This is a genomic window from Streptomyces sp. CB02366, assembly GCF_001905905.1.
Classification (GTDB): domain Bacteria; phylum Actinomycetota; class Actinomycetes; order Streptomycetales; family Streptomycetaceae; genus Streptomyces.
The window spans coordinates 70,420-93,342 of the sequence record NZ_LIVT01000020.1 but is presented as its reverse complement, the minus strand read 5'-3'; the positions used below and the strand labels follow the sequence as shown (position 1 = coordinate 93,342).

The window sequence follows — 22,923 nt, the reverse complement described above, 5'->3', positions numbered from 1 at the left end:
CCGTCAAAGCGGAGCAAGTTCATATCCCGTTGTGGGCGCGCGTCGGCGGCGGCAGCGCAGAGCGGGCGAAGGCAGGAGCGCGGGCAGAGCCAGAGCCGGGAAGCGCGCCCGGCGGAGCGGAGCGCAGCCGGGTGCCTTGATGAGGTAGAGGAACCTGTAACAACCGACCCAGCACACATGCGCTTCGGCCCGGCCGCTCAACGGAAGGTCTTGTCCGCGCCGTCGTTCAATCCTCCGTACGCCTCTGCCAACACCAGACGATGCACTACTGAGCCGTCAGGGTGCATGAGCGCCCCGACTCCCCTGGCCCGCCCCTTGACTTGGCGCGCTGCACACACATCTTGTAAGTGTCAATGTGACGCGAACTTGTCCGATGCCCACTCGCTGCGCCCGCACCTCTGCGATGCTGAAGCCCGATCGAGAGGGGCCGCAGCCATGCAGTGGAAGATCCACGGGGAACGTCCGATCTACGAGAACAACTGGGTGAACCTGTGGCTCACCGACGTCGAAACCCCGGATGGGAACCGCTGGGAGCACCACGTTGTCAAGCTCCGCCACCTGGCCGTGGCCGCCGTCGTCAACGAGCGACGCGAGATCCTGATGATGTGGCGGCACCGCTTCATCACGGACGCCTGGGCATGGGAGCTGCCCATGGGCCTGGTCGAGGAGGGTGAAACGCCCGCAGAAGCAGCAGCCCGTGAGGTGCTGGAGGAGACCGGCTGGCGGCCCGGCTCGATGAAGCCGCTGATCTACGCGGAGCCTGCCAACGGCATCACCGACTCCCAGCACCACATCTTCCGGGCCGATGGGGCGGCGTACGAGGGGCCGCCGACCGAGAAGAACGAGTCGGACCGGATCGAGTGGATCCCGCTGACCGACGTGCGGGGCATGATCGACCGTCGCGAGATCGTCAGCAGTGGCTCTCTGGTCGGGTTGCTCTATGTGCTCATGGACGAGGCGATCCGCTGATCTGGCGGGGTAGCACTTCCCGGAGCCGGGACTCGAACGCCACTGCGGCCGGTACCCGGCGGAAGGGCTCCAACTGCTCGTAGAACTCCCGCAGATGGCCGGCGACTCGTTGTGAGCTGACGGCCGCCGCCGGGGCCAGGGCGTCCATGGCCGTGTGGCACGCCTCGTCGAGTTTGCCGCGCTGGAGTTGGGTGCGGGCGAGCCAGAAGGCGTGGAAGGCGCGGCCTCGGTGGTTCGTATGGTGTTCTCGGCGGAGGGCGTCCGTGATGAGGGGTTCGGCGAGGGCGGTTTCGCCCAGGCGGCCGTGTGCGATGCCGGTGTCCGCGATCAGTTTCGGTTCGTCGAAGTAGGCGACCCAGGCCGGGTCCGGATCGCCGGTGCTGATCCGTCCGAAATGGGTGTGGGCTTCCGAGATCGCGGTGTGGGTCGCACTGTGGTTGCCGAGGGTGGCGTGGGCGAAGGCTTCGCGCATCGCGAGCATGGCCAGCACGCGCGGTGTCGTCCCCGCGGCCGTTCGCGCCTGGTCCTGGGCGGCTGTGACGAGTGCGAGGGCGTCGCCGGGCTTGTCCTGGTAGGTGGCCTGGAGGCTCATACAGGCGAGGACGTTGGCCATGAACTGGCGGTCGTCGATGGCCTTGGCCAAGCCGAGGGATTCGGTGAAGTAGGCGCGTGCCTGGTTGTACTGGCGGGCGTCGAAGTAGGTCCATCCGGTGAGCCGGGCCAGTTCGGCCGCGATGCTGTGCAGGCCGTCCCGTAAAGGAGCCGGACGCTGCTCCTTGAGGAGGTCGACGACGTAGCGGAGCTGGCCGACGACCGCCGGCCGTAAGGTCTCGCCGCCGTGCTCGTCGTCCCGGCGCCAGTAGTCCGCGATCGACGAGTGCAACGCGTCCAGCGTTGACGGGCTGAGATCCCGCTCGGCCGCCAGGGCGAGAATACTGTCGACATCCGCCCCCGGTAGTCCGGCGGCCAGTGGTTCGCCGGCTGAGGTCGGCACCTCGACCGGTTCACGGGGCGTGACCGTCAGGCTGGGCGGCGTCTCCCAGGAGCGTCGGGCAAGACCGAGCATGTGTCCGGGGATGCGCAGTCCATCCGAGATCCGTTCGATCACGTCCATGTGCAGCAACTGCCGCCGTCCGGCGATCACCTCGCCCACGCGACTCGGGGTCAAGTCGCAACGGCGCGCGATCATCGACGGATAGATGCCTGCTCGTGCCTTGACCAGCTGAAAGATGCGACCGAAGTCTCGGACCTGGCATGCCTCGATCATGACTGGGTCCGTGAGCAGGCTGACCGGGAGTTCCTTCGAGCGAGATGGCTCGGGCATCGGGCACGCTCCGGCATGAGGACTACGGATCGCTGCACTTGGTGAACCGAGGGTGATGTTACCCAGGTTGGGTAAACCGCTTGGCCTTTCTGGCCGGTCCCGCAGATCGCGATGCTCCTGTTCATGCTGAACGGACAGGACGACGTACGGATGACGTTGCGGGTCTCCCGCGACTCCGGCCAGACGTGGAGCCCTCTCATGGAGGTACGCGTGGGCAAGGACCCGGTGGTCCCGGAGAACCCGGGCCGCTACCCACCGTGCGTCTGCCCCCGGTGCTCGCAGCAGGAGCGGAACGTCGTCGCGGCCTTCCGGATGGTGTTGTGATGCGGTGCGTGCACTGGTGCCGGGTGCCTCTCGACCTGACATGGGAAGCGCGGGAGAAGTCGGCCGTCCCGTACATCGACACGGCCGTGCAGTGCCAGCTGTCCACGCACGATGACAGCGACCACTTCGGTCTTCTGACCGATGACTGCGCGTACGGGACTGCGCTGTGGCTCCGCTGGTTCGGGGCGGACGAGACGGAACTCGTCATACTGCCGGACTGCCCGGGAGCCGCCCCGGGCCCGACGGAGACGGCTGCTGTCTGTTCGTCGGTCACGCCGAACAGCTCACCTGGGAAAGCACTTCGGAGGAGGCCCCGTGCACCAGTTGATCGCGAGCCCGTACAACGGAACGTTCCTGATCGCCCGCCCCGGCTCCAAGGGCGGCATGCGCATCCCCCGGCCGCTGTACGAAGAACTGGCCTCGACCGCCGGGAGCAGCAGCCCTCTGCCGCCTTGGCTCCTCACCCACGCCCGTACGGCCTGGGGCCTGGACCTGGCGGACGCGGCGATGCGGGACGCCGTCCTCGTACGCCCCGGTACCCGCCCCGGCTACGGCCGGGCCACGTACGAGATCAACAAGGGCTGCAACTTCAACTGCGAGCACTGCTACCTCGCGGAGCGGAGGTTCGAGGGGCTGCCCTGGCCGGACAAGGTCCGGCTCCTGCACCTGCTGCGGGACGCCGGGGCGCTGTGGCTCCAGTTCACCGGCGGCGAACCGCTGATCGACCGGGACTTCGTGGACGCGTACACGCTCGCCCACCGCTCCGGGATGCTGATCGAGATCCTGACCAACGGCTCCCGGCTCCACCACCCCGAGATCATCGGCCTCCTGCGCGAGCTGCCACCGCACAAGGTGACCGTCTCCCTCTACGGAGCGGCCCCGGACAGCTTCGACTCGCTCACCCGCAAGCCGGGAGCCTTCAAGCTGGTCGAGAAGGGCCTCCTCGCGGCACGCGAGGCCGGCATCGCACTGGAACTGGCGCTGATCATCACCCGGCACAACGGCCACGAGCTGGACGCCATGCGCATCCTCGCCGAGCGGTACGGGGCGAGTTGCCAGGAGTACGGCACGATCTCCCCCACCTACACCGGCACGCCCGAACCGCTGGCCGCGCAGGCGCCCGGCTTCCTGGACAAGACCAGCGTCTTCAAGGGCTGTCCCGCCGGCCACACCTTCTTCCACGTCGACCCGCACGGCCTGGCGACCATGTGCAAAGTCGGCCGCGAAAACCCCATCGACCTCATGTCCGAGGGCCTGGACGGGCTCCTCCGTCTGCCCGGCATCGCCGATGCCCAGATGCTTCGCACCGGTGGCTGCGCCGACTGTCGGCTCTCCGGCGCCTGCCGGGTCTGCCGACCGCTCGCCAAGGCGTACCAGGAGGCGAAGGCACCACTGAACACCTACTGCCAACACGGAAGCGAGGAAGCGACATGACCGCTGTCATGGTGGAGATCAACCCCCGACCCCCGGTCCTGGAGGAGCCCGAAGGAGTGATCCTCCTGGACGACCTGGAGGTGCTGACCGAAGGAGCCGTCCCGGGCTGCAACGACGACAACCCGTACCGGTAGACACCGGCCGCGCAGAACCGCGGGGGCTTCCGGACGTTCTTCCGTCCGGAAGCCCCCGCACCACTGCCCGCCCGCACCCGCACCCGCCCTCGTGGAAGAGTGAAGCCCCATGGCGACCATCCGCATCGGACTCGGCCAGCTGCCGTCCGCCGTCCGCGCCGCCGTCGAAGAACACACCGGCCCCCTCCTCACGGTCGAGGAGACCGCCGAGGGCTTCAACAGCGAGATCGCGGCCCGCGTCACCTCCGCCACGGGCACCTGGCACATCAAAGGGCTGCGCACCGACCACCCCCGCGCCTGGACCCAGCACCGGGAGGCCGCCGTCGCCCCCTTCCTCACCGGCCTGGCCCCCGCCCTCCGCTGGCGCGTCGAGACCGCCGGATGGAACCTCCTCGGCTTCGAAGCCCTCGACGGCCACCACGCCGACTACGCCCCCGGCTCCCCCGACCTCCCCGAAGTCGCCGCCCTCCTGCGCCGCCTCGGCGAGATCTCCTGCCCCGACATCGAACTGCGTCACGCCGAACAGCGCCTGGAGCGCTACGCCGCCCACCCCGACGACCTCCGCTACTTCGCCGGGACCCACCTGCTGCACACCGACCTGAACAACGCCAATGTCCTCGTCGACAATCACGCCTCCGAGAGTGATCGGGCCCGCCTGGTCGACTGGGCCTGGGCCACCCGCGGCGCGGCCTGGCTCGACGCCGGCTACTGGATCATCTGGCTCATCGCCGCCGGACACAGCCCCGCATGGGCCGAAAAGTGGGCCGCCGAGATCCCCGCCTGGCACCCCGCCCCCGCCAAAGGCGTCACCGCCTTCGCCGCCGCCAACGCCAACGTCTGGTCCGAGATCAGCACCGCCGACCCCGACCCGTGGACCCTGCGCCTCGCGACTGCCGCCACCACCTGGCACACACACCGCAGAACTGGTTGAACTGAACCGTCCACTGGGGGAGCGAGCGGCCGGCCCCGGCCATGGCTGGTTGAACAGCAACCCGCGGTGAGCAGTGCGAGCTGGGAACCCGCCCCGCTTCCGTCAGCTTTGTCGGCCGTGCTCGCCGTAAAGCCACTGCCCGCTCCCGAAACACCGGCGGCCCCCAGAATTTCTCCTGGGGGCCGCCGGCCTGCTGTGCCCCCGGCAGGATTCGAACCTGCGACACCCGCTTTAGGAGAGCGGTGCTCTATCCCCTGAGCTACGAAGGCCGGGCCTTGTCGGGGCTCCTGTCGCGAACCCCGGGGGGATCGCGCGGGCTGCCTCGGCAACCATGCTGGTCAGGTCGCGTGCGCATACCCGGGGGAACCGTCCTCGCGAACGCTTTCCTCGGCAGGCGCCTGGTAGCCGACTGACCGCTGACAGCCTAGCGGATCGGGCTGGGAGTGGTCGCACGGATAGCCGCAGGAGGTGGATCCGTGGCGGGGCCACCGGCCCCTGCCCCTGCCACCGGCCCCGGCCCCCCCCACCGGCCCCGGCCCCCGCCACGCCCGTGGCGGGGCCCGGAGCCGGACTGCGGGCCGGAGCCGGGCCGATCCGTTGTGCTACGTCCGGAGGTGGACGCCCTCGGGGCCGAAGCGGTCCGTCACGGTCTGGACCAGGTGGTCCAGTACCGCGTTGAACTCCTCCACGGGGCGCGTCGGTTCGCTGTCGAAGCGGAGCAGGTAGGTCACCGAGCGCCGGCCCGGGGCGCCGCGGTCCGGGAGGAAGACGTCGGCCACCTCGACGGACCGCACCCACTCCGGGGCGGCTTCGCGGAGGACTCCCCGTACCTGGTCGTTCGAGACCGCGCGGGGCATGACGAAGTCCAGCATGCGCTCGACCGGCGGGTCCTCGCGGAAGGGCGCGGTCGCCGCCCGTGCGGTCCGTACGGTCCACACGTCGAAGTCGAACTCCAGGTAGACCGGACGCCGGCCGCCGAGGCCGGCGCGGTGCCGCACGTCGGGGTGCACCTCGCCGCAGACGCCCGCCGGTGCTCCGTCGACCAGGAGGAGGGCGCTGCGGTGCGGGTGGAGGAAGTCGGCCAGCGGGTGGGTCTGGGGAAGCCGCTCGACGGTGAGGCCGACGCCGCAGCGGAGCGCCGCCTCCTCGGCGACGCCGCGCAGGAAGAAGTAGTCGACGGGGGCGGAGGCGCCCGACCAGAGTCCTTCCTCCCGCCGGCCCGATGCGATCGCCCACAGCACGGGGCGCTCCCTGCACAGCCCGTTCGCGGCCGACACGTCGGGCTGGAAGACCTGCGTCACCTCGAAGAGGCGGATCCGCTCCTGCTTGAAACGCAGGTTGGCGCCGACCGCGGCGACCGCCTGCGCCAGGCAGTTGTTCTTCAGCACCGAGTAGCGGCGGTCCTCGGCGTTGGCGATGCCCACGTGTGCGGCGAGGGGGTGGCCGTCCGCCGGGGAGAGGACCTTCAGCGTCTCCTTCGAGTAGAAGCCGTCGGTGAAGGTCTCCATGAAGCCGAAGCCGACCAGAGTGTCGCCGACGGTCCGGACGAGCGTCTCCCGGGGCGTGAGGACCGCGCCGGTGCTGGCGGGGAGCGGTGCGGCGGGCAGGGCGTCGAACCCGATGTGCCGGGCGAGCTCCTCGTACAGGTCCTCGGTTTCCTTGACGTCCCAGATGCGGGCGCCGGGGACCTCGAACCGGTCCGCGTCCACCGCCCGGAAGCCGTACGCCGCCAGCCGCTCGGCGATGTCGGCCGAGTCCAGCGCGATGCCGAGGAGCGCCGAGGCACGTGCCGGGTCCACGGACAGGACGGGCAGGGTGTCGTTCCACCGCTGGGGCTCGCTCGTGGAGCTGGTCCGCACCGCGGCCTTGGACTCGCCGAGCAGGTGGAGCGCCCGGCCGGCGCCGGTGTGCACGGCGGTGGGGTCCGCGCCCCGCTCGAAGCGCTGCGACGCCGGGGTGGAGACGCCCAGCGCGGTGGCGGCGAGGCGGACCGCCACGGGGTCGAAGGCGGCGGACTCCAGCAGTACGCGGCGGGTCTCCGCCGTCACCCCGGCGAGTTCGCTCCCGATCACGCCGGCGACGGAGAGGATCTTCTCCTCGTCGGCCACCACCGGGGTGCCTTCCGGCAGGGGGCGGGCGGTCTCCTCGCCGGGCATCGTGAAGGTCTCGCCCGCGCGGCTCGTGCGGACCTCGACGGCGCCCAGGACCTTGGCCGCGTCGTACACCTGGACCGGCTGGCCGAGCTCCAGGCCGGCCGCCTCGGCCGCGTCCACGACGGCGAGGCCCCTGCGCAGGCCGGACGTCGTCAGCCGTTCGACGGTGTCCGCGGGCAGCTCGGCGGTCGCGTCGAGCACCTCCAGCGGGGTCAGGGTGTACGCGAGGCAGTGCGCCGTGCTGACCGTGGCCGAGGGGCCGTCGGGGCCGACGACCAGCGGGTCCACCGCGACGTCGGAGAGGGGGAGGCCCAGCCGGGCGGCGAGTTCGCGGGCGATGCCGGAGTAGCTCCGGTGGTCTCCCCGGTTGGCGAGGAACTCCAGGGTGACGGACGTCCTCGGGCCGTCCGCCTCGATGTTCTTCACCTCCAGCCCCGACTCGTCCAACGCGTTGCGGAAGACGGTGGCGTCGTCCGACAGGCCCGGGAGGAAGGTACGGAGACCTGCGATGGTCAGTTTCACTGGTGGCCTCGGTGAAGGTAGTTCAGCAGACGCTGGTCCGATCCGTAGAGCGGGCGCACCTTGGTCACGCCCAGCCACTGCGAGGTCATGCGGGTGGTTCCCCAACCGAACGCGATGCCGGTGATCCCGTCCCGGTCGTAGCCGAACTCGCGCAGCACGGCAGGGTGGATCATGCCCGCGCCGATGATGGTGACCCAGCCGATGTGGTGGCAGGCCTCGCATCCGTCGCCGCCGCAGTGGGTGCAGGCGATGTCGAGGCCGAGGGACGGCTCGGTGTAGGGGTAGTACTTGGGCTTGAAGCGGAACTTGACGTCCTCGCCGTACAGTTCCCTCGCCACGAACGCGAGCAGGCTCTTGAGGTGGCCGACGCTCAGGCCGGGCTCCAGCCAGAAGCCCTCCAACTGGTGGAACATGGCCAGGTGGGTGGCGTCCACGGCCTCGTTCCGGTAGACCCGGCCGGCGGCCGCGACCTTGATCGGGATCTCGCGTCCCTCACCGAGGACCCGCGCCTGCACGGTCGTCGTGTGGGACCGCAACAGCTGCCCGGCGTCCAGCCAGAAGGTGTCCTGCATGTCGCGGGCCGGGTGGTGCTTCGGAATGTTGAGCGCGTCGAAGTTGTGGTACGCGTCCTCGACCTCGGGGCCCTCGGCGCGTTCGAAGCCGAGCTTCCGCAGGACGGCGAGACAGCGCTGTTCGACCTCGGTGAGGGGGTGCCACGCACCCGTGCGGTGGGCCTGACCGGGCAGAGTGACGTCCACCCACTCCGCCTCCAGCTGCTTGGCCGTCTCCGCCTTGCGCGCGACGGTCACGCGGCTGTCGATCTCCCCCTGCATCTGCTGCGAGAGCTCGTTGAGCCGGACGGCATAGGCGCGGCGCTCCTCTTCGGGAAGTTCCGGCAGCCGCCGGAATTCTTCCTTGATGAAACTGCGTCGGCCCAGAAATGATGTCCGCAGTGCCTCGAGCTCAGACCTGTGTGACGCTTTGGACAATTCCTCCACGAAGGATTGCCGCAGGCTCTCGATGTCTTTCAACTCACCCACTCCGTCTCGCGAGCGGTCGCGTCAGAGCCTGGTCCGGCCGTGCGCGGCCACAACCCGACGACGTGTCCGGGGCGGAGACGAGCAACCCCAGGTCGGAGGGTCTTCCCAGGGCCCGCTCGACCTGTCCGGGCTCGGCTCCGACCTCGGGCGCGACGGTGGCGGCGTCCCGGTCGAGCCGCTTGTGCGCTGTCCGATAGAGCATGCGCGCCAGTTCATCGGTCTCTCCCCGTGCGGTTCCACGACCACCTCACGCCCCCGGGGCGCGACCACTCTGCATTGCTGCTTGATTGTCGAATCTATCCGTGCGAATGAACGGTGACCAATCAATAATCATTCTTTGCCGTCGGGTGTATGCGCCTGCCCTGCTTCACCTCTGCCGGACGGGATCGGGCGCGACCGAAGCGGGCTCCCTGGTGTGGAGCGTTCTCCGGGCGAGGGCGAGGGCGAGGGCGAGGGCGAGGGCGAGGGCGAGGGGCGGGGCTCCGGGCGGTTCTCGACGGGGCCGGGCAGGGGCGGCGGGCGGGGCTTGCGTTCGACCTTGTCGGGTCAGGCACTGTGTATCGCATGGAAGCAGGTGATGCGAGCAAGCAGGCGCGGGCAGCCGCCCAGTTGCGCAAGGGCGTACTGGAGTACTGCGTGCTCGCTCTGATGCGGGACCGCCCTCGTTACGGCGTCGAGCTTCTGCGCGAGCTGGAGGGGTCCGGGGCCCTGGCCACCAGCCAGGGCACGGTCTACCCGCTGCTGTCCCGGCTCCGCCGCGACGACCTGGTCACCACCGCCTGGCAGGAGTCGCCCTCCGGGCCGCCCCGCCGCTACTACGCGCTCACCGATGGCGGCAGGGCGGCGCTCGACGAATTCACCCGCGTCTGGCCGGACTTCCGCAACGCCGTCGACGCCTTCCTGACCGCCCCCCACACCTCTGCCGGAGACCTCGCATGAAGACGACCGCCGACCCCGTACGCGACTACCTCGCCGCTGTGGAGCGGGAGGCCTCCGCACTGCCCGCCGACCGTCGGCAGGAACTGCTCGCGGACCTCGCCGAGCACATCGAGGTGACGCGTGCGGAGCAGCCCGCGGTCGCGGTGGGCGACATCCTCGCGGGCCTCGGGGATCCGCGGACGATCGCGGCCACGGCGCTGGCGGAGGCGGGCATACCGGGCGCCGCCGCACCGGCCCGGCGCGGCAAGGTGCACCCGGTGGTCCCGCTCCTGATGCTCACCGTCCCCTACCTCCTCGCCATGCTCCTCCCCGACGTGCCAGCCGCGCAGTTGTGCAGCGGTCTGTTCCGCATCGTCGGCGCGGTCCTGTTGTGCACCTCGGTGCACTGGACCCCGGTTCAGAAGGCCGTCGGCGTCCTGCTCACCGCCGTTCTGCCGAGCGCCGCCATCCTCGTCTGGGACGAGACCACCATCGCTCCGGCGGGTGACACCCCGGCCCTCGTCGCCAACGTGATCGCCCTCGCCGTGATCGCCGGTACGTCGGCCTGGCTCTGGCGGTCCCGCAGGGCCTGACCCGTATCCGTACCGCCACGGCGCCCCGCCGGGGCCGGGAACGCCGGCCTCGCGGGGCGCCGCCCCGCGCGCCCCGCGGATCGAGCCGCCCGGCCCCGGCGGCCTTGGCGTCGCGCCTCTGCCCGCATAGCGTCGCGCGCGTCAGTAGGTTCCGGCGTCAGCGCGAGAAGAGGCCGTCCGTGCCGCATGTCCACCCGTCTTCGTTCCCGTCCGAGCACACCCGGCGGGCCGAGCGCGTCGAGGCGTCTCTCACCGCGCCGGGCGCCCCGTTCGCCGTCGTTCCCGGGGAGCGGGGCGTTCCGGAGTACGCCCACGGCCCCCGTACGCTCCGGGAGTTCGTGGAGACCACCTGGGCCCACGGGGACGCCCCGTTCCTGATCGCGGGGGAGCGGACGTGCTCCTACGGGGAGTTCTTCGCCGCCGCCTCCGCCCTCGCCGTACGCCTGCGGGAGCGCTACGGGCTGCGCTCGGGGGCGCGGGCCGTGGTCGCGATGGGGAACCGCCCCGAGTGGCAGGTCGCCTTCTGGGCCGCCCAGCTGGCGGGGCTCGTCGCCGTGCCCCTCGACGTCCGGTGGAGCGAGGAGGGGTTCGCCCACGTCCTCGACGACTGCGAACCCGCCGTGCTCCTCGTGGACGGGGAGCGGCTGGGGCGGGTGGCGGGATGGGCCCGGCGGGCCGGGGCGCGCGTCGTCCTCTTCCCCGGCTCCGGGGGCCCGGGGGGCGGAGCTCCGGGGCTGCGGATCGAGCGGTACGAGGAGTTCCCCGCGCCCGATCCGCTGGCCGCGCCGCCCGACGTGGAGCCCCGGCCCGAGGACGACGCCACGATCCTCTACACCTCGCGCGTCGCGGGCCGCCCCCGGGGCGCGGTGGCCACCCACCTCGCCCAGGCCGCCTCCGCCCTCAACCCCCGCTACCACGCGGCGGCCTCCGCCCTGGTGCGCGGTGTCATCCCGGGGCAGGGGCCCGCCCCGGAGACGCGGATGACGTTGCCGTTCTCCCATCCCGCCGCGTTCACCGGGTTCTACGGTGCGATGGCGGTCGGCGCCGCCCTCGTCCTGACCGATGGACCGGCCGGAGCGGTGACCGGTGAACCGGGCGGGGGCGGGTCGCGGGGCCCCGGTCCGCTCCTCCCCGGCGGGTACGGCCTCGCCGAGACCGGCGGCACGGTCCTCGCCCCCTTCGGCGACGGCCCGGGCGCCGGCTCGGGCGGCGCGGGCCGCCCCACACCGGTGACCGAGGTGCGGATCGCCGGACCGTCCGGTGAGGAGCTGCCCGAGGGGGAGGCGGGGGAGTTGTGGCTGCGCGGCCAGTCGCTGTTCCGCGGCTACTGGCGCGACGCGGCGGCGACCGGTGCCGCCTTCGGCGACGGCGGTTGGTTCCGTACGGGGGACCGGGCCGTGCTCCACGAGGGGTGGGTCTCGGTCGTCGGCCGGGCCGCGGACGTGTGAGCGGTCGCCCGGCCCGCGGACGCGCCACCCCTCCGGCCCGTCCCGGAGCGGGCCCGCGCCCACGGGCGCGGCCCCCGCCTCACGGGCGCGTGACCCGTATCCGGTAGGCGCCGTCGTCCTCGTCCAGCACGGCTATCCGTACGCCGTTGGCCCGGTCGGTGAAGGTCTGGCCGGGGCGGAACGGGGCGTCGGACAGTTCCGCGTGCACGTTGGGGCGGCGGGTGCAGCCGCCGCTGTCCTCCGTGGCGTCGGCGACGGAGACCGGGCCCTGGCCGGTGTCCACGTCCGTGCTGACCTTGTAGATCAGCACTCCGGGCCGGCAGACCGCCTCGTCGTTGCCCGCCGCCGTACGGACCTCCACGGCGTAGCCGGACTCCGCGCCGAGCGGGACGAACGCGAGCTTGGGACCGCCCTCGGCGGCCAGCGGGCCGAGCGTGTGATCGCTGACGCCGGGCCGGGACGCGCAGCTGATCTGGTCGTCGTCGAGCCAGCCGAGCTTCCATTTGTGCCAGGCCAGGAAGTCGTTGTTGGCCCCCCAGTCCTCCGACATGATGTCCCAGTGCCCCACCGAGCCGCCGCCCTCCATCGTGTAGAGGTCGGGCAGGCCGAAGACATGGCCGTTCTCGTGCGGCAGGACGCGGTAGCCGGTCTCGGCGTACGACCCCGAGCCGTCGTCCTGGCGGCTGTAGACGAAGGACGTGTTCGAGAGCGGCACGCCGTCCGCCTCCGGGGCCTCGTCGTTGCCGGAGAAGGTCACCGAGAGCACGGTGTCCAGCGCGGAGGGGCCGGCGTTCGGGGTGACGAGGACGTTGACCAGGTCGTACGCCGAGAAGTCGACCCGCGGGTCGGCGGTCGCGACGATGTCCTTCACCAGTTGGCGGTAGCCCGGTTCGAACGGTGAGCCGCGTTCTATCCCGTACTCCGCGAACGGCGCCGGCATCCGCAGCCAGTCCTGGACGGGGGCCTCGGGCCGGTAGTCGAGCCGCCCGTACGAGCTGGTCCTGAACCATTCGGAGGTCTGCGGGAAGAACTCCGCGTACCGCTCCGCCGCCGGCTCCGTGCCCTCCGCGTCCGGGAAGTCGATCATCAGGTTGAGCGCCCTGACCTCGCCGGTCGACGGGGCGTAACCGGGCGGCGTGGGCAGGCCCTCGGACATCTGGACGCCCATGGCGGTGGCGATCCGGCACGGCGCGAGCGCGGCGTCCTGGGTGGTGGCCGCCGACCCGGCCGAGGCGCGGCCGCCGGCCGGGAGGGTGGTGCTGGCCGAGGCCATGGCCGCTATGACCAGCGCGGTCGCTCCGACCAGGGCGATCGGGCGGCGGTGTCTGCGTATCCGGTGGCGGGGCTGCTGCATAGAGGCGCCTTCGGGGTCCGCGGCAGCCGGCCGTCCCCTGACTGCGCTCTGGCGATCAGCCTGTGCCGGGCGGCCCGCGGGCGCTCGCCGGGTGCGCCGATCGGAGGGTTTTCCTCCCGAGCGGTTGTGTTCCAGGTCACATGATGGGCGGAAATAAGCGGGGAGCTTCTCCCCGTTTACCCAGGTGTCCTCGCCGAGCGGGGAGGCGGCCCCCGATGACGCAGGGGGCGACCGAACCACCCGGAGGGCGGGAGGAGAGACATGGTGAAGACCGAGAGCACTGTCGAGTCCGGCGCCGGGAGCGGGGCCCCGGCCGAGGGCGCGACCGAGGTGTCCGCACCGGCGGCCTCCCGCCGTTCCGCCCGCCCCCGCGCCGACGCGCTGCGCAATCGTGAGCGCATCATCGCGGCGGCGCGCGAGCTGTTCGTCGAGTACGGGCCGGACGTGGCGCTGGACGACGTCGCCCGCCGCGCGGGGGTCGGCAACGCCACGCTCTACCGCAACTTCCCCGACCGTGCCGCCCTCACCCACGAGGTCGTCCTCGCGGTCACCTCCCGCACCACCCTCCGGGCCGAAGAGGCCGCCGCCGCGGAGTCCGACCCGTTCGCCGCGCTCAGCCGCTTCGTCCACGCGGCCGCCGACGAACGGATCGGCGCCCTGTGCCCGATGATCTCCGGCGTCTTCGACCGGGACCACCCCGACCTGCTCGCCGAGCGCCGACGCCTCGAAGAGGCCGTCGAAGGGCTCGTCGCGCGCGCCATGTCCGCGGGGCGGCTGCGCACCGACATCGCCGTCGGTGACGTACTCGTCGCCCTCTCCCAACTCACCCGGCCGCTCCCCGGCATCGCCTGCCAGGGCATCGACCGGTTCACCCACCGCCACCTGCAGCTGTTCCTGGACGGACTGGAGACCCCGGCCCGCTCGGAACTGCCCGGCTCGGCGGCGACCCTGGAGGACCTGCGGCGCTCCTGAACCCCGTCCGAACCGCGCCCTCCGGCCCCTCCCCGCCCGACTCGACCACCGACCCGCACGCCTTGTCGCGCACGGGCGGCCCCATCACCGTCGCGCGTACGCCGCACCGCGTACCGCCGACGCTCACCTTGCGGCGCCTCGGCGCCCCCGCACGTCCTTAGGTGGCTACACCCATGCCGAAAACAGCCGGTACATCACGTATTTCCGACCCCGTTTCCGACCCCGTCCTTCCCGATCCGAGCCGCTGGAAAGCCCTGGCCTTCATCGCGCTCGCCCAGCTGATGGTCGTCCTCGACGCGACCATCGTGAACATCGCGCTGCCCTCCGCCCAGACCGACCTCGGCATATCCGACGGCAACAAGCAGTGGGTCATCACCGCCTACGCCCTCGCCTTCGGCGGTCTCCTCCTCTTCGGCGGCCGGATCGCCGACCTCTGGGGGCGCAAGCGCACCTTCGTGGTCGGTCTGATCGGCTTCGCGCTGGCCTCCGCACTCGGCGGGGCGGCCCAGAACGAGGCGATGATGTTCGGCTCCCGGGCCCTCCAGGGCGTTTTCGGCGCCCTGCTCGCCCCGGCGGCCCTCTCGCTGCTCGCCGTGATGTTCACCGACGCCAAGGAGCGCGCCAAGGCGTTCGGCATCTACGGGGCCATCGCCGGTGGCGGCGGCGCCGTAGGGCTGATCCTGGGCGGCTTCCTCACCGAGTACCTGAACTGGCGCTGGACGTTCTTCGTCAACATCCCGTTCGCCGTCGTCGCCGCCGCGGGCGCGTACTTCGTCATCCGTGAGCCCTCCGGCGCCCGCAACCGCGCACCGCTGGACATCCCCGGCGTCGTCCTCTCCACGCTCGGCCTGGTCACCCTGGTCTACGGCTTCACCCGCGCCGAATCGGCCGGCTGGTCGGACGGGCTGACGATCGCCATGTTCATCGCCTCGGCCGTGCTGCTGCTGGCCTTCGTCATGACCGAGGCGCGCGTGAAGTCGCCGCTGCTGCCGCTGCGCGTCCTCACCGAGCGCAACCGCGGCGGGGTCTACCTCTCGCTGGGCCTCGCCATCATCGCGATGTTCGGGCTGTTCCTCTTCCTGACCTACTACCTCCAGGTCGTGAAGGGCTACTCCCCGGTCAAGACCGGCTTCGCGTTCCTCCCGATGATCGCGGGCATGATCACCGGCTCCACCCAGATCGGCACCCGGCTGATGACGCGGGTTCCGCCGCGCCTGCTGATGGGACCGGGCTTCCTGGTCGCCGCGGCCGGCATGCTGCTGCTGACCCGGCTGGACCTGAACACCAGCTACACCGCGGTCATCCTGCCCGGCATGCTGCTGCTCGGCCTCGGCATGGGCACGGCGTTCATGCCGGCGATGTCCCTGGCCACCCACGGCATCGAGCCGCGTGACGCGGGGGTGGCCTCCGCGATGGTCAACACCTCGCAGCAGGTCGGCGGTGCGATCGGCACCGCTCTGCTGAACACCATCGCCGCGAGCGCCACCACCGCCTACGTCGCCGACCACGCGGCCCGCGCCGCGGACCCGAAGCTCCTGGAGCTCCAGGCCATGGTCAGCGGCTTCGCCGCGGCGATCTGGTGGGCGGTCGGCATCCTCGTCGCCGCCGCGGCCATCGCGTTCGCCCTCATCAACACCGGCCGTCCCGGGGTGGGGACGGGCGGGGGAGCGGCGTCGGAGGCGGGCGCCGAGGACGAGTTCAGGATCCCGGTCGTCGCCCACTGACGACGGCGGTCCCTTCCGCCCCCGGCCGGCCCCCTGCCCTGGCCCCGCTCAGCGGAGCCAGGGCAGGTCCGCGCCCGCGCCCTCCGGCTCCAGGCCGGTCGCGAGGACCCTCATGATCTCCCCGAGGCTGCTCACCTGCTCGGGCGTGAGCCGGTCGAACATCGCCTGCCGGACGGCCTCGACATGGCCCGGCGCCGAGCGGCGGAGCATCGCGTAGCCGTCGTCGGTGAGCACCGCGTTCTGGCCGCGCTTGTCGGAGGGGCAGTCCTCGCGGCGCACCCAGCCGTTCTTCTCCAGCCGGGCGATGGCGTGGGAGAGCCGGGACCGGGTGATCTTCGCGTTCCGGGCCAGCTCCGTCATCCGCATCCGGCGGCGCGGGGCCTGCGAGAGCTGGACGAGCAGTCCGTAGTACGTGTGCGGCATCCCGGCGTCGCGCTGCAACTGGCGGTCGAGGTGGTCCTCCAGCAGCGTGGTGGCGTGCAGATAGGCGCGCCAGGTGTGCTGCTCCTCGTCGGTGAGCCAGCGCGGCGCGCCGGTGGATGCCGTGGTCATGGACTCCACTGTACGACCTTTTCTTGAAAGTTTAACTAGATAGAGCTAAGGTCTCCGAAGGTAGGAACTTGAAGATTCAAGAAGCCTGCCCCAGGAGGACCCCGCAGAGGTCCTGAAGGAACTCCCGCAAGGATTCCGCAGGACCCCTGAACAACGATCCCCCGGATGACCTCGGGGAACTCCTGCTCTGACGAACTCGTGACCGGATCCGGATCTCCCGGCGCCCCCGTGGCGGCGGGCGGCCGTGCTCCGCGTCCCGTGGATGGGAGTGCCATGACCACCGCCGCGGAGCGCATGCCCGCCCTCTACCTCTCGCACGGCGCGCCGCCGCTGGCCGACGACCCCCTGTGGCCCGGCCAGCTCGCCGCCTGGTCCGCGGGGCTGCCGCGCCCCCGTGCGATCCTCATGGTCTCCGCCCACTGGGAGGAGGCCCCGCTCGCCCTGGGCGCCACCGAGACCGTGCCGCTCGTGTACGACTTCTGGGGCTTTCCCGAGCACTACTACCGGGTGCGGTACGGAGCCCCCGGCGCCCCGCAGCTCGCCGACAGCGTGCGCAAACTGCTGCGCGGGGCCGGCGCCCCGGTCCAGGACATCCCCGACCGCGGGCTCGATCACGGGGCGTACGTCCCGCTGGTGGAGATGTTCCCGGACGCCGACGTCCCCGTCCTCCAGATCTCCCTGCCGACCCTCGACCCGCAGAAGCTGATGGACGTCGGGCGCAAGCTCGCCCCGCTGCGCGACGAGGGCGTGCTCATCGTCGGCAGCGGCTTCTTCACCCACAACCTGGCGGCTCTGCGGCACCAGGGCGGAGTGCCGGGCTGGTCGGCGGAGTTCGACGACTGGGGCGACCGCGCACTGCGGGCCCAGGACGTCGACGCGCTGATCGACTTCGAGCACACCTCCCCGGCCGGAAAGCTCGCCCACCCGCGCACCGAGCACTTCGCCCCGCTGTTCGTGACGCTGGGCGCGGCCGAGGACGAGCTGGACCGGGGGCGGAGCGTCATCGACGGCTTCTGGATGGGGCTGGCCAAGCGCTCGGTGCAGTTCGGCTGAGAGCGCCGCGGGCCGAGTGGCCCCGGACGGGTGCGGGCGGGGGCGCGGTGGCGGCCCGGCGGCCGGAGGCGGGGCCGGTTCCCGGGGGCCCCGGGCAACCCGGACGCCGCCGCGGCCGTCTTCCGGGGTGGAAGCACGCCTTCGGACGTCTCCAGGTACGAGTGCGGCCCCCCCGCCCCGGGCGGCGGCCCTGCCGGACCTCGGGCGGCCGGGGGCGGCGGCAGATCCGCGGGTCCGGAATGGGCCGTGCGGGGGAGGCCGGGCGGAGCGGCGCGGACGCGGGGGTGAGCGCGGTCTCATGGACGCGCCGATCGCGGGTATCCGGCCGAGGAGCCGGGAAGGGGCCGCGTCGCCTGCGATACCGGCTCCGACCTGCGTTTCCGGGGGAACCCGGGAGCGGCATCCAACGGTCGGCGCCGGACAGGGTACTGCATGATCACGAAAATGAATGCGTGGCATGGGAATTCTGTCCGGATTCCAGTCGTTGTTTCCATCGGATGCAGGGCACCCGGAAGGGTGTCGCGACCTACTCAGCAAGGGAGCACGCATGGCAACCCGTGCCGTCGCCCGTCGTACGTCCACCGCCTCCGGTGGGACCGACCGGGCCAGCAGTGTTCGCGCCGTGGGCGGGGAAATCGCCGATCGCGACCTGGTCGGCATGTACCTGGACGAGATCGCCCGCACACCGCTGCTCGACGCCGCCAAGGAAGTCGACCTCTCCCAGACCATCGAGGTGGGCGTCTACGCCCAGCAGATCCTCGACGGCGAGGTGGAGAGCACCGGCGGTGGCGCGAAGCGCGAGGAGCTGGAGGCGCTGGTCGCCGAGGGCGAGCGCGCCAAGGACATATTCATCCGTTCCAACCTCCGACTCGTCGTCGCCGTGGCCCGCCGCTACCCGCGCGCTGGGCTCCCTCTCCTCGACCTGATCCAGGAGGGCAACGCGGGCCTGGTGCGCGCGGTCGAGAAGTTCGACTACGCCAAGGGCTTCAAGTTCTCCACGTATGCGACCTGGTGGATCCGGCAGGCCATCACCCGGTCCATCGCCGACCAGTCCCGCACGATCCGGCTCCCCGTCCACCTGGTGGAGGAGCTCGGCCGGATCCGCAGGGTCCAGCGCGAGTTCAACCGGGAGCACGGGCGCGATCCGGAGCACGCGGAGATCGCCGCCGAGCTGGACTCCAACGCCGAGCGCGTGGGCAACGTGCTCGACTGGGCCCGTGACCCGGTCAGCCTGAACATGCCGGTGGACGACGACGGCGACACCCAGTTCGGAGACCTCCTGGAGGACACCTCCGCCGTCTCGCCCGAGCAGTCCGTGCTGTCCCTGCTCCGCAGCGAGGAGCTGGAGGACCTGATCGGCAAGCTCGACAACCGGACTGCCTCCATCATCAAGATGCGGTACGGCATCGAGGACGGACGCGAGCGGACCCTGACCGAAGTGGGGAAGCAGCACGGCCTCACGAGGGAGCGGATCCGCCAGATCGAGAAGCACGCGCTGCTCGAATTGAAGCGAATGGCTCACGACACGGGCTTCGACGCTGTGGCATGAGCCAATAACCCCGTAATCTCCCCATCAAGCCGGTTCGCACCGGCCGGCCGACCGGGTCGTTCCGGTCGACCGACCGGTTTTCCGGTCCCTGAGCTGAGCCCCGGCGCCCACCCCCCCCCCGGCGTCGGGGCTCATCCCTGTTCCGGGCCGGCGCCTCGGCCCGAGCCTGTTCGGGACCGTGACCGGCCCGGGCCCCCGCCCCCGGGCAGGGCGGCGCGGGTCAGCCGGGCAATCCCCCGGGCCGGGCGGCGCGGGTCAGCCGGGCGCCCAGCTCCGCGAGGTACTCCACCAGGTGCGGCGGCCCGTACGCGGAAAACTCGCAGTCCACCAGCGCCAGCCGCAGCGCCACCCACTCCAGCGAATCGGTGCACGAGGACCGCAGGCGGCAGCCGCCCTCCCCGTCCGGCTCCGGCGCGCCGAGATGCGCGGGCAGCCGGGACGCCACGAACTCCGCCGGCGCGCCGAACCACACGTCGAGCCGCAGCTCCGGCTGCATCCGCCGCATCGACCGGGCCAGGAACGCCGCCGCGTCACCGCCCCCGCCGCCGTCCCCGCCTCCCCGGACGCCGCCTCCACCGCTTCCCCGCGCCTCGCCGCCTCCGGTCCCGGGCGGCCCGTCGACCGGCAGCGCCCTCGGGGCGAACCGGGCCCCCGTGGCGTACGGGTCGCCGACCCGGTCCACCCGGAACGTGCGCCAGTCCTCCCGGTCGAGGTCGTACGCCACCAGGTACCAGCGCTGTCCGGCGCTCACCAGACGGTAGGGCTCGACCTGGCGCTTCGTCCGGGCGCCGTCGCCGCTGCGGTACGCGAACCTCAGCCGCTCCCGCCCGGTGGCCGCCGAAGCCAGCGTCGTCAGGGTTCCCGGGTCGATGGTGGCGCCGTCGCCCCTGGTCAGCGCCACCGTGGCGTTCTGGAGGGCGGACACCCGGTGCCGCAGCCGGGAGGGGAGCACCTGCTCCAGCTTCGCCAACGCCCGTACGGACGCCTCGTCGACACCCTCGATCGCGTGCCCCGCCCCGGCGCGCAGCCCCACCGCGATGGCCACCGCCTCCTCGTCGTCCAGCACGAGGGGCGGCATGGCGGTACCCGCGACCAGGCGGTAGCCGCCCACCGCTCCCCGTGAGGCTTCGACCGGATAACCCAGGTCGCGCAGCCGGTCGATGTCGCGGCGGATCGTGCGGGGGCTGACGTCGAGCCGGTCGGCCAGTTCACCGCCCGGCCACTCGCGCGGGGTCTGGAGGAGCGACAGCAGTTTCAGCAGGCGTGCCGGGGTGTCAGTCATGGCAGCCAGAGTGCCGAACCATCAGGTCATGATCTGACCTATTAGCTGTTTAGGTTCCTCCCATGCCTTCTTCCGCACCTTCGCCGCTCGCGGCGCCCCGGCTCGATCCACCCTCCCCGGCCACACCGCCCGCCCCGGCCGTACCGACTGCCCCGGTAGTCCCTGGCGCCCCGGCCGCACCGGCCGGCCGGCGTCGCTGGTTCGCGCTCGCCATCGTGATGACCGCGGCCTTCATGGACCTGGTCGACGTCACGATCGTCAACATCGCGATCCCCAGCATCCAGCAGGAGACCAAGGCGTCGGTCTCCGCGATCCAGTGGATCACCGCCGGTTACGCCCTCGCGTTCGCGGCCGGGCTGATCACGGGCGGACGGCTCGGCGACATCTACGGGCGCAAGCGCCTCTTCCTCATCGGCATCGGCGGGTTCACGCTGGCCTCGGCGCTCTGCGGCTTCGCGACCGGACCCGAGATGCTGGTCGCGGCACGCATCCTCCAGGGGGCCACGGCCGCGCTGATGGTGCCCCAGGTCCTGGCGATCGTGCACGCCACCTTCCCCGCGCACGAACGCGGCAAGGTCTTCGGCCTCTTCGGCGCGATCGTCGGCCTCGGCGCGGTCTCCGGCCCCCTGCTCGGGGCGCTCCTCACCCAGTGGGACCTCTTCGGGCTCGGCTGGCGGCCGATCTTCCTGATCAACCTGCCCGTCGGCATCGCGGGGCTGATCCTCGGGGCGAAGTTCATCGGCGAGTCGAAGGCCCCCAAGGCGGTCCGGCTCGACCTGCCGGGCGTCGCCCTGATCACCCTCGCCATGCTGATGCTCATCTACCCGCTCACCCGGGGACACGAGCTGGGCTGGCCGCTGTGGGGTCATCTGTCCATGGTGGGAAGCCTGTTCGTCTTCGGTGCGCTGGTCCGCTACCAGCGGCACAAGGCGCTGACCGACGGCTCGCCGTTGATCGAGCTGTCCCTGTTCCGGGTCAAGAGCTTCGCCGCCGGTATCGCCGTGCAGCTGACCTTCGGCATCGGCCTCGGCATCTTCTTCCTGGTCTGGACCCTCTACATGCAGACCGGGCTCGGCTGGAGCGTCCTGCGCGCCGGCGTGACGGGCGTCCCGTTCTCCGTGGCCGTCTCGGTGGCCGCCGGGCTCTCCGTACAGAAACTGGTGCCCCGCTTCGGCCGCAAGGTCCTCCAGGCCGGTGCGCTCCTCATGATCGCCGGACTGCTGGTCCACCTGTGGGAGAGCGAGCGGTACGGCATGGGCATCACCTCCCTCCAGATGGCCGTTCCCCTGGTGGTCATGGGCGTGGGGATGGGGCTGATCGTGGCCCCGCTGGCCGACGCGGTCCTCTCCGAAGTGCCCAAGGAGCACGCCGGTTCGGCGTCCGGCCTGTTCAACACGGTGCAGCAGATGGGGACGGCGCTCGGCCTCGGCCTGGTCTCCGTCGTCTTCTTCGGGGCGATCGGCGACCGGTTGGCGCCCGCCGAGGTCGGCCCCGCGTTCGTGGAAGCGTTCCAGCAGACGCTGTGGTGGGTGGCCGGAGTGCTCGCGGTGATCTTCCTGGTGATGTTCGCCCTCCCTGCCCGGCCGCGCGCCCACACCGAGGGCGACGGGTCCGCGGAGGACGTGTCCGGGGACCACGCCCCATGACCCCGGCGGGCGGCGGAACCACCCGGCGCCGCGGTCCTCTCCCCGCCGTTCGGGCGGGGCGGGCCCGGTAGGCGATCCGCCCCCTGCGCGGTGGCCGGTCCTCGGCGGCGGTCTGCCGAGGACCGGCCGTCCGCGTGGACGCCCGGAAGCGCCCGGACCGCCCGTGCCGGCGCGGGGGGTCCGCCGCCCGTGCCCTGCGGGGTCAGCAGATGCGTGCGCGGCTTTCCATCGCCGCGCGGGCGGTCTGCTCGTCCTCGTACACCTCGCACATGTGGCGGCCGTCGGGCGTCGCCGTGTGCTCGACCTCCCACAGACTCGTCTCGCTGCCGTCGAGGAGCAGGAACGCGTGCTCGTAGAGCGTGAATCCGGCGGGTCGGCCGTCGACATCGCACTGGCGCCCGAAGATCTGGGTGATGTGGTGGGCGAAGGCGGCCCGGAGCAGCCGAGCCGTCGGTTCGCCCGGGCGGTCGGCGTTCTCCGCGCGGCGCAGCACCCGGCGGGCGTGGTCCGCCGAATTGTCCGGGGAGTACGTGCGGGGGAGCACGGACGGAGGCGCGGACATCAGGACCGTCAGCATGTCCAGCTCACCCTGCGTCTCCTGCACGCCCTCGTCGGTGAAGAGCGGGGAGTCGGAGAAGCTGCCGGCCAGCCGGGACGCGGCGATACGGGCGTCGCCCTCCTCGTCGTACACCTCGTGCCGGGGCGGGGTCCGTACGTCGCGGCCCTCGCTGTACACCAGCTCCCACAGCGTCAGGGCGGAGCCGTCGGCGAGCAGATACGTGTGCCGGTAGGTCTCCCGGTGCAGCACGGCGCTGTGGTGCGACGAGTGCAGCGAACTGCTGTGGGCGAGCGCGGTGCCGAGGCGGTCGACCGTGCTGTCGGGCAGGTCGAAGGAGTTGAGGGCGCGTCGCAGGAGTCGGTCGAGGTGATGCTCGGTTGTCTCGTACGGATCGCTCAAGGTGGTGTCTCCAGGCCGTCGCCGCGTGTGACATGGTGCGTGC

At 71.7% G+C, this 22,923-nt stretch carries 20 protein-coding genes and 1 tRNA gene; 13 read left to right on the top strand and 8 right to left on the bottom strand.

The window, feature by feature from the left end; translation table 11 throughout:
• The first annotated feature begins 435 nt into the window (after positions 1–435).
• Positions 436–969: an NUDIX hydrolase gene (locus AMK24_RS30475; RefSeq protein WP_073772137.1), complete on the top strand. Its 534-nt coding sequence runs from the start codon at positions 436–438 to the stop codon at positions 967–969.
• Here AMK24_RS30475 and AMK24_RS30470 read toward each other — a convergent pair.
• The gene (locus AMK24_RS30470) at positions 947–2,293 is read right to left on the bottom strand and encodes a hypothetical protein (RefSeq protein ID WP_073772136.1); all 1,347 of its coding nucleotides are present in this window, start codon (positions 2,291–2,293) and stop codon (positions 947–949) included. The two genes, AMK24_RS30475 and AMK24_RS30470, sit on opposite strands and share 23 nt — an antisense overlap.
• A 123-nt stretch (positions 2,294–2,416) precedes the next feature.
• Here AMK24_RS30470 and AMK24_RS30465 point away from each other — a divergent pair, with 123 nt between their 5' ends.
• From AMK24_RS30465 to AMK24_RS30450, 4 genes are all read left to right on the top strand, one after another.
• Positions 2,417–2,617, top strand: a complete 201-nt coding sequence (locus tag AMK24_RS30465; RefSeq protein WP_242435323.1) for a hypothetical protein — start codon at positions 2,417–2,419, stop codon at positions 2,615–2,617.
• A gap of 315 nt (positions 2,618–2,932) precedes the next feature.
• Positions 2,933–4,051 (top strand): radical SAM protein, encoded by a 1,119-nt coding sequence (locus tag AMK24_RS30455; protein ID WP_073772134.1) that lies wholly within the window; start codon positions 2,933–2,935, stop codon positions 4,049–4,051.
• Complete coding sequence (locus tag AMK24_RS34400) at positions 4,048–4,185, top strand: hypothetical protein (RefSeq protein WP_199876542.1); 138 nt, start codon at positions 4,048–4,050, stop codon at positions 4,183–4,185. Before AMK24_RS30455 ends, AMK24_RS34400 begins: the two co-directional genes overlap by 4 nt.
• Positions 4,186–4,294: 109 nt before the next feature.
• Positions 4,295–5,116: an aminoglycoside phosphotransferase gene (locus AMK24_RS30450; RefSeq protein ID WP_073772133.1), complete on the top strand. Its 822-nt coding sequence runs from the start codon at positions 4,295–4,297 to the stop codon at positions 5,114–5,116.
• A gap of 196 nt (positions 5,117–5,312) precedes the next feature.
• Here the strand turns inward: AMK24_RS30450 and AMK24_RS30445 are convergent.
• The 3 genes from AMK24_RS30445 to pheS form a co-directional block, all read right to left on the bottom strand.
• Positions 5,313–5,385 (bottom strand) — tRNA-Arg (locus AMK24_RS30445).
• Between the two features lie 333 nt (positions 5,386–5,718).
• Complete coding sequence (locus AMK24_RS30440) at positions 5,719–7,791, bottom strand: phenylalanine--tRNA ligase subunit beta (RefSeq protein WP_073772132.1); 2,073 nt, start codon at positions 7,789–7,791, stop codon at positions 5,719–5,721.
• The gene (gene pheS, locus AMK24_RS30435; RefSeq protein ID WP_158072186.1) at positions 7,788–8,780 is read right to left on the bottom strand and encodes a phenylalanine--tRNA ligase subunit alpha; all 993 of its coding nucleotides are present in this window, start codon (positions 8,778–8,780) and stop codon (positions 7,788–7,790) included. The genes AMK24_RS30440 and pheS overlap by 4 nt, the downstream gene beginning before the upstream one ends.
• A gap of 615 nt (positions 8,781–9,395) precedes the next feature.
• Between pheS and AMK24_RS30430 the strand changes: the two genes are divergently transcribed.
• The 3 genes from AMK24_RS30430 (at position 9,396) to AMK24_RS30420 (ending at position 11,790) form a co-directional block, all read left to right on the top strand.
• Positions 9,396–9,770 carry a PadR family transcriptional regulator gene (locus AMK24_RS30430; protein ID WP_073772130.1) on the top strand — a complete coding sequence of 125 codons (375 nt, stop codon included), beginning with the start codon at positions 9,396–9,398 and terminating at the stop codon, positions 9,768–9,770.
• Positions 9,767–10,342, top strand: a complete 576-nt coding sequence (locus AMK24_RS30425) for an HAAS signaling domain-containing protein (protein WP_073772129.1) — start codon at positions 9,767–9,769, stop codon at positions 10,340–10,342. The genes AMK24_RS30430 and AMK24_RS30425 overlap by 4 nt, the downstream gene beginning before the upstream one ends.
• 179 nt (positions 10,343–10,521) lie before the next feature.
• Positions 10,522–11,790 (top strand): class I adenylate-forming enzyme family protein, encoded by a 1,269-nt coding sequence (locus AMK24_RS30420; RefSeq protein ID WP_073772128.1) that lies wholly within the window; start codon positions 10,522–10,524, stop codon positions 11,788–11,790.
• 79 nt (positions 11,791–11,869) lie between these two features.
• Here AMK24_RS30420 and AMK24_RS30415 read toward each other — a convergent pair whose 3' ends face one another.
• Entirely contained in the window at positions 11,870–13,144 is a 1,275-nt protein-coding gene (locus AMK24_RS30415; protein ID WP_073772127.1) for a M6 family metalloprotease domain-containing protein, read from the bottom strand.
• A gap of 261 nt (positions 13,145–13,405) precedes the next feature.
• Here AMK24_RS30415 and AMK24_RS30410 point away from each other — a divergent pair, with 261 nt between their 5' ends.
• Both AMK24_RS30410 and AMK24_RS30405 read left to right on the top strand, forming a co-directional pair.
• Positions 13,406–14,116: a TetR/AcrR family transcriptional regulator gene (locus tag AMK24_RS30410; protein WP_242435322.1), complete on the top strand. Its 711-nt coding sequence runs from the start codon at positions 13,406–13,408 to the stop codon at positions 14,114–14,116.
• A 173-nt stretch (positions 14,117–14,289) separates the two neighbouring features.
• Positions 14,290–15,840 carry an MFS transporter gene (locus AMK24_RS30405; RefSeq protein ID WP_073772126.1) on the top strand — a complete coding sequence of 517 codons (1,551 nt, stop codon included), beginning with the start codon at positions 14,290–14,292 and terminating at the stop codon, positions 15,838–15,840.
• A 48-nt stretch (positions 15,841–15,888) separates the two neighbouring features.
• On the opposite strand, the gene AMK24_RS30400 is transcribed toward AMK24_RS30405, so the two are convergent.
• A complete protein-coding gene (locus AMK24_RS30400; RefSeq protein WP_073772125.1) occupies positions 15,889–16,401 on the bottom strand; it encodes a MarR family winged helix-turn-helix transcriptional regulator in 513 nt (170 codons plus the stop codon).
• A gap of 264 nt (positions 16,402–16,665) precedes the next feature.
• On the opposite strand from AMK24_RS30400, the gene AMK24_RS30395 reads away from it, so the two are divergent.
• Together AMK24_RS30395 and AMK24_RS30390 are read left to right on the top strand one after the other, a co-directional pair.
• Positions 16,666–17,445, top strand: a complete 780-nt coding sequence (locus AMK24_RS30395) for a dioxygenase family protein (protein ID WP_073772124.1) — start codon at positions 16,666–16,668, stop codon at positions 17,443–17,445.
• 547 nt (positions 17,446–17,992) lie between these two features.
• Entirely contained in the window at positions 17,993–18,994 is a 1,002-nt protein-coding gene (locus tag AMK24_RS30390) for a sigma-70 family RNA polymerase sigma factor (RefSeq protein WP_073772123.1), read from the top strand.
• A gap of 220 nt (positions 18,995–19,214) precedes the next feature.
• Here the strand turns inward: AMK24_RS30390 and AMK24_RS30385 are convergent, their stop codons facing one another.
• Positions 19,215–20,276, bottom strand: coding sequence for a helix-turn-helix transcriptional regulator (locus AMK24_RS30385; protein ID WP_073772122.1), 1,062 nt, complete (start codon positions 20,274–20,276; stop codon positions 19,215–19,217).
• A gap of 62 nt (positions 20,277–20,338) precedes the next feature.
• Here AMK24_RS30385 and AMK24_RS30380 point away from each other — a divergent pair, with 62 nt between their 5' ends.
• Entirely contained in the window at positions 20,339–21,922 is a 1,584-nt protein-coding gene (locus AMK24_RS30380; RefSeq protein WP_073772121.1) for an MFS transporter, read from the top strand.
• Positions 21,923–22,124: 202 nt separating this feature from the next.
• Here AMK24_RS30380 and AMK24_RS30375 read toward each other — a convergent pair whose 3' ends face one another.
• Complete coding sequence (locus AMK24_RS30375) at positions 22,125–22,880, bottom strand: DUF6227 family protein (protein WP_073772120.1); 756 nt, start codon at positions 22,878–22,880, stop codon at positions 22,125–22,127.
• Positions 22,881–22,923 lie beyond the last annotated feature (43 nt).

Excerpts from the sequence above, each read along its gene's own strand:
- AMK24_RS30410 (WP_242435322.1), top strand. The coding sequence starts at position 13,406 with ATGGTGAAGACCGAGAGCACTGTCGAGTCCGGCGCCGGGAGCGGGGCC.
- AMK24_RS30380 (WP_073772121.1), top strand. The coding sequence starts at position 20,339 with ATGCCTTCTTCCGCACCTTCGCCGCTCGCGGCGCCCCGGCTCGATCCA.
- AMK24_RS30385 (WP_073772122.1), bottom strand. The coding sequence starts at position 20,276 with ATGACTGACACCCCGGCACGCCTGCTGAAACTGCTGTCGCTCCTCCAG.
- AMK24_RS34400 (WP_199876542.1), top strand. The coding sequence starts at position 4,048 with ATGACCGCTGTCATGGTGGAGATCAACCCCCGACCCCCGGTCCTGGAG.
- AMK24_RS30405 (WP_073772126.1), top strand. The coding sequence starts at position 14,290 with ATGCCGAAAACAGCCGGTACATCACGTATTTCCGACCCCGTTTCCGAC.
- AMK24_RS30425 (WP_073772129.1), top strand. The coding sequence starts at position 9,767 with ATGAAGACGACCGCCGACCCCGTACGCGACTACCTCGCCGCTGTGGAG.
- AMK24_RS30390 (WP_073772123.1), top strand. The coding sequence starts at position 17,993 with ATGGCAACCCGTGCCGTCGCCCGTCGTACGTCCACCGCCTCCGGTGGG.
- AMK24_RS30465 (WP_242435323.1), top strand. The coding sequence starts at position 2,417 with ATGCTGAACGGACAGGACGACGTACGGATGACGTTGCGGGTCTCCCGC.
- AMK24_RS30430 (WP_073772130.1), top strand. The coding sequence starts at position 9,396 with ATGGAAGCAGGTGATGCGAGCAAGCAGGCGCGGGCAGCCGCCCAGTTG.
- AMK24_RS30450 (WP_073772133.1), top strand. The coding sequence starts at position 4,295 with ATGGCGACCATCCGCATCGGACTCGGCCAGCTGCCGTCCGCCGTCCGC.
- AMK24_RS30475 (WP_073772137.1), top strand. The coding sequence starts at position 436 with ATGCAGTGGAAGATCCACGGGGAACGTCCGATCTACGAGAACAACTGG.
- AMK24_RS30470 (WP_073772136.1), bottom strand. The coding sequence starts at position 2,293 with ATGCCCGAGCCATCTCGCTCGAAGGAACTCCCGGTCAGCCTGCTCACG.
- AMK24_RS30395 (WP_073772124.1), top strand. The coding sequence starts at position 16,666 with ATGACCACCGCCGCGGAGCGCATGCCCGCCCTCTACCTCTCGCACGGC.
- AMK24_RS30415 (WP_073772127.1), bottom strand. The coding sequence starts at position 13,144 with ATGCAGCAGCCCCGCCACCGGATACGCAGACACCGCCGCCCGATCGCC.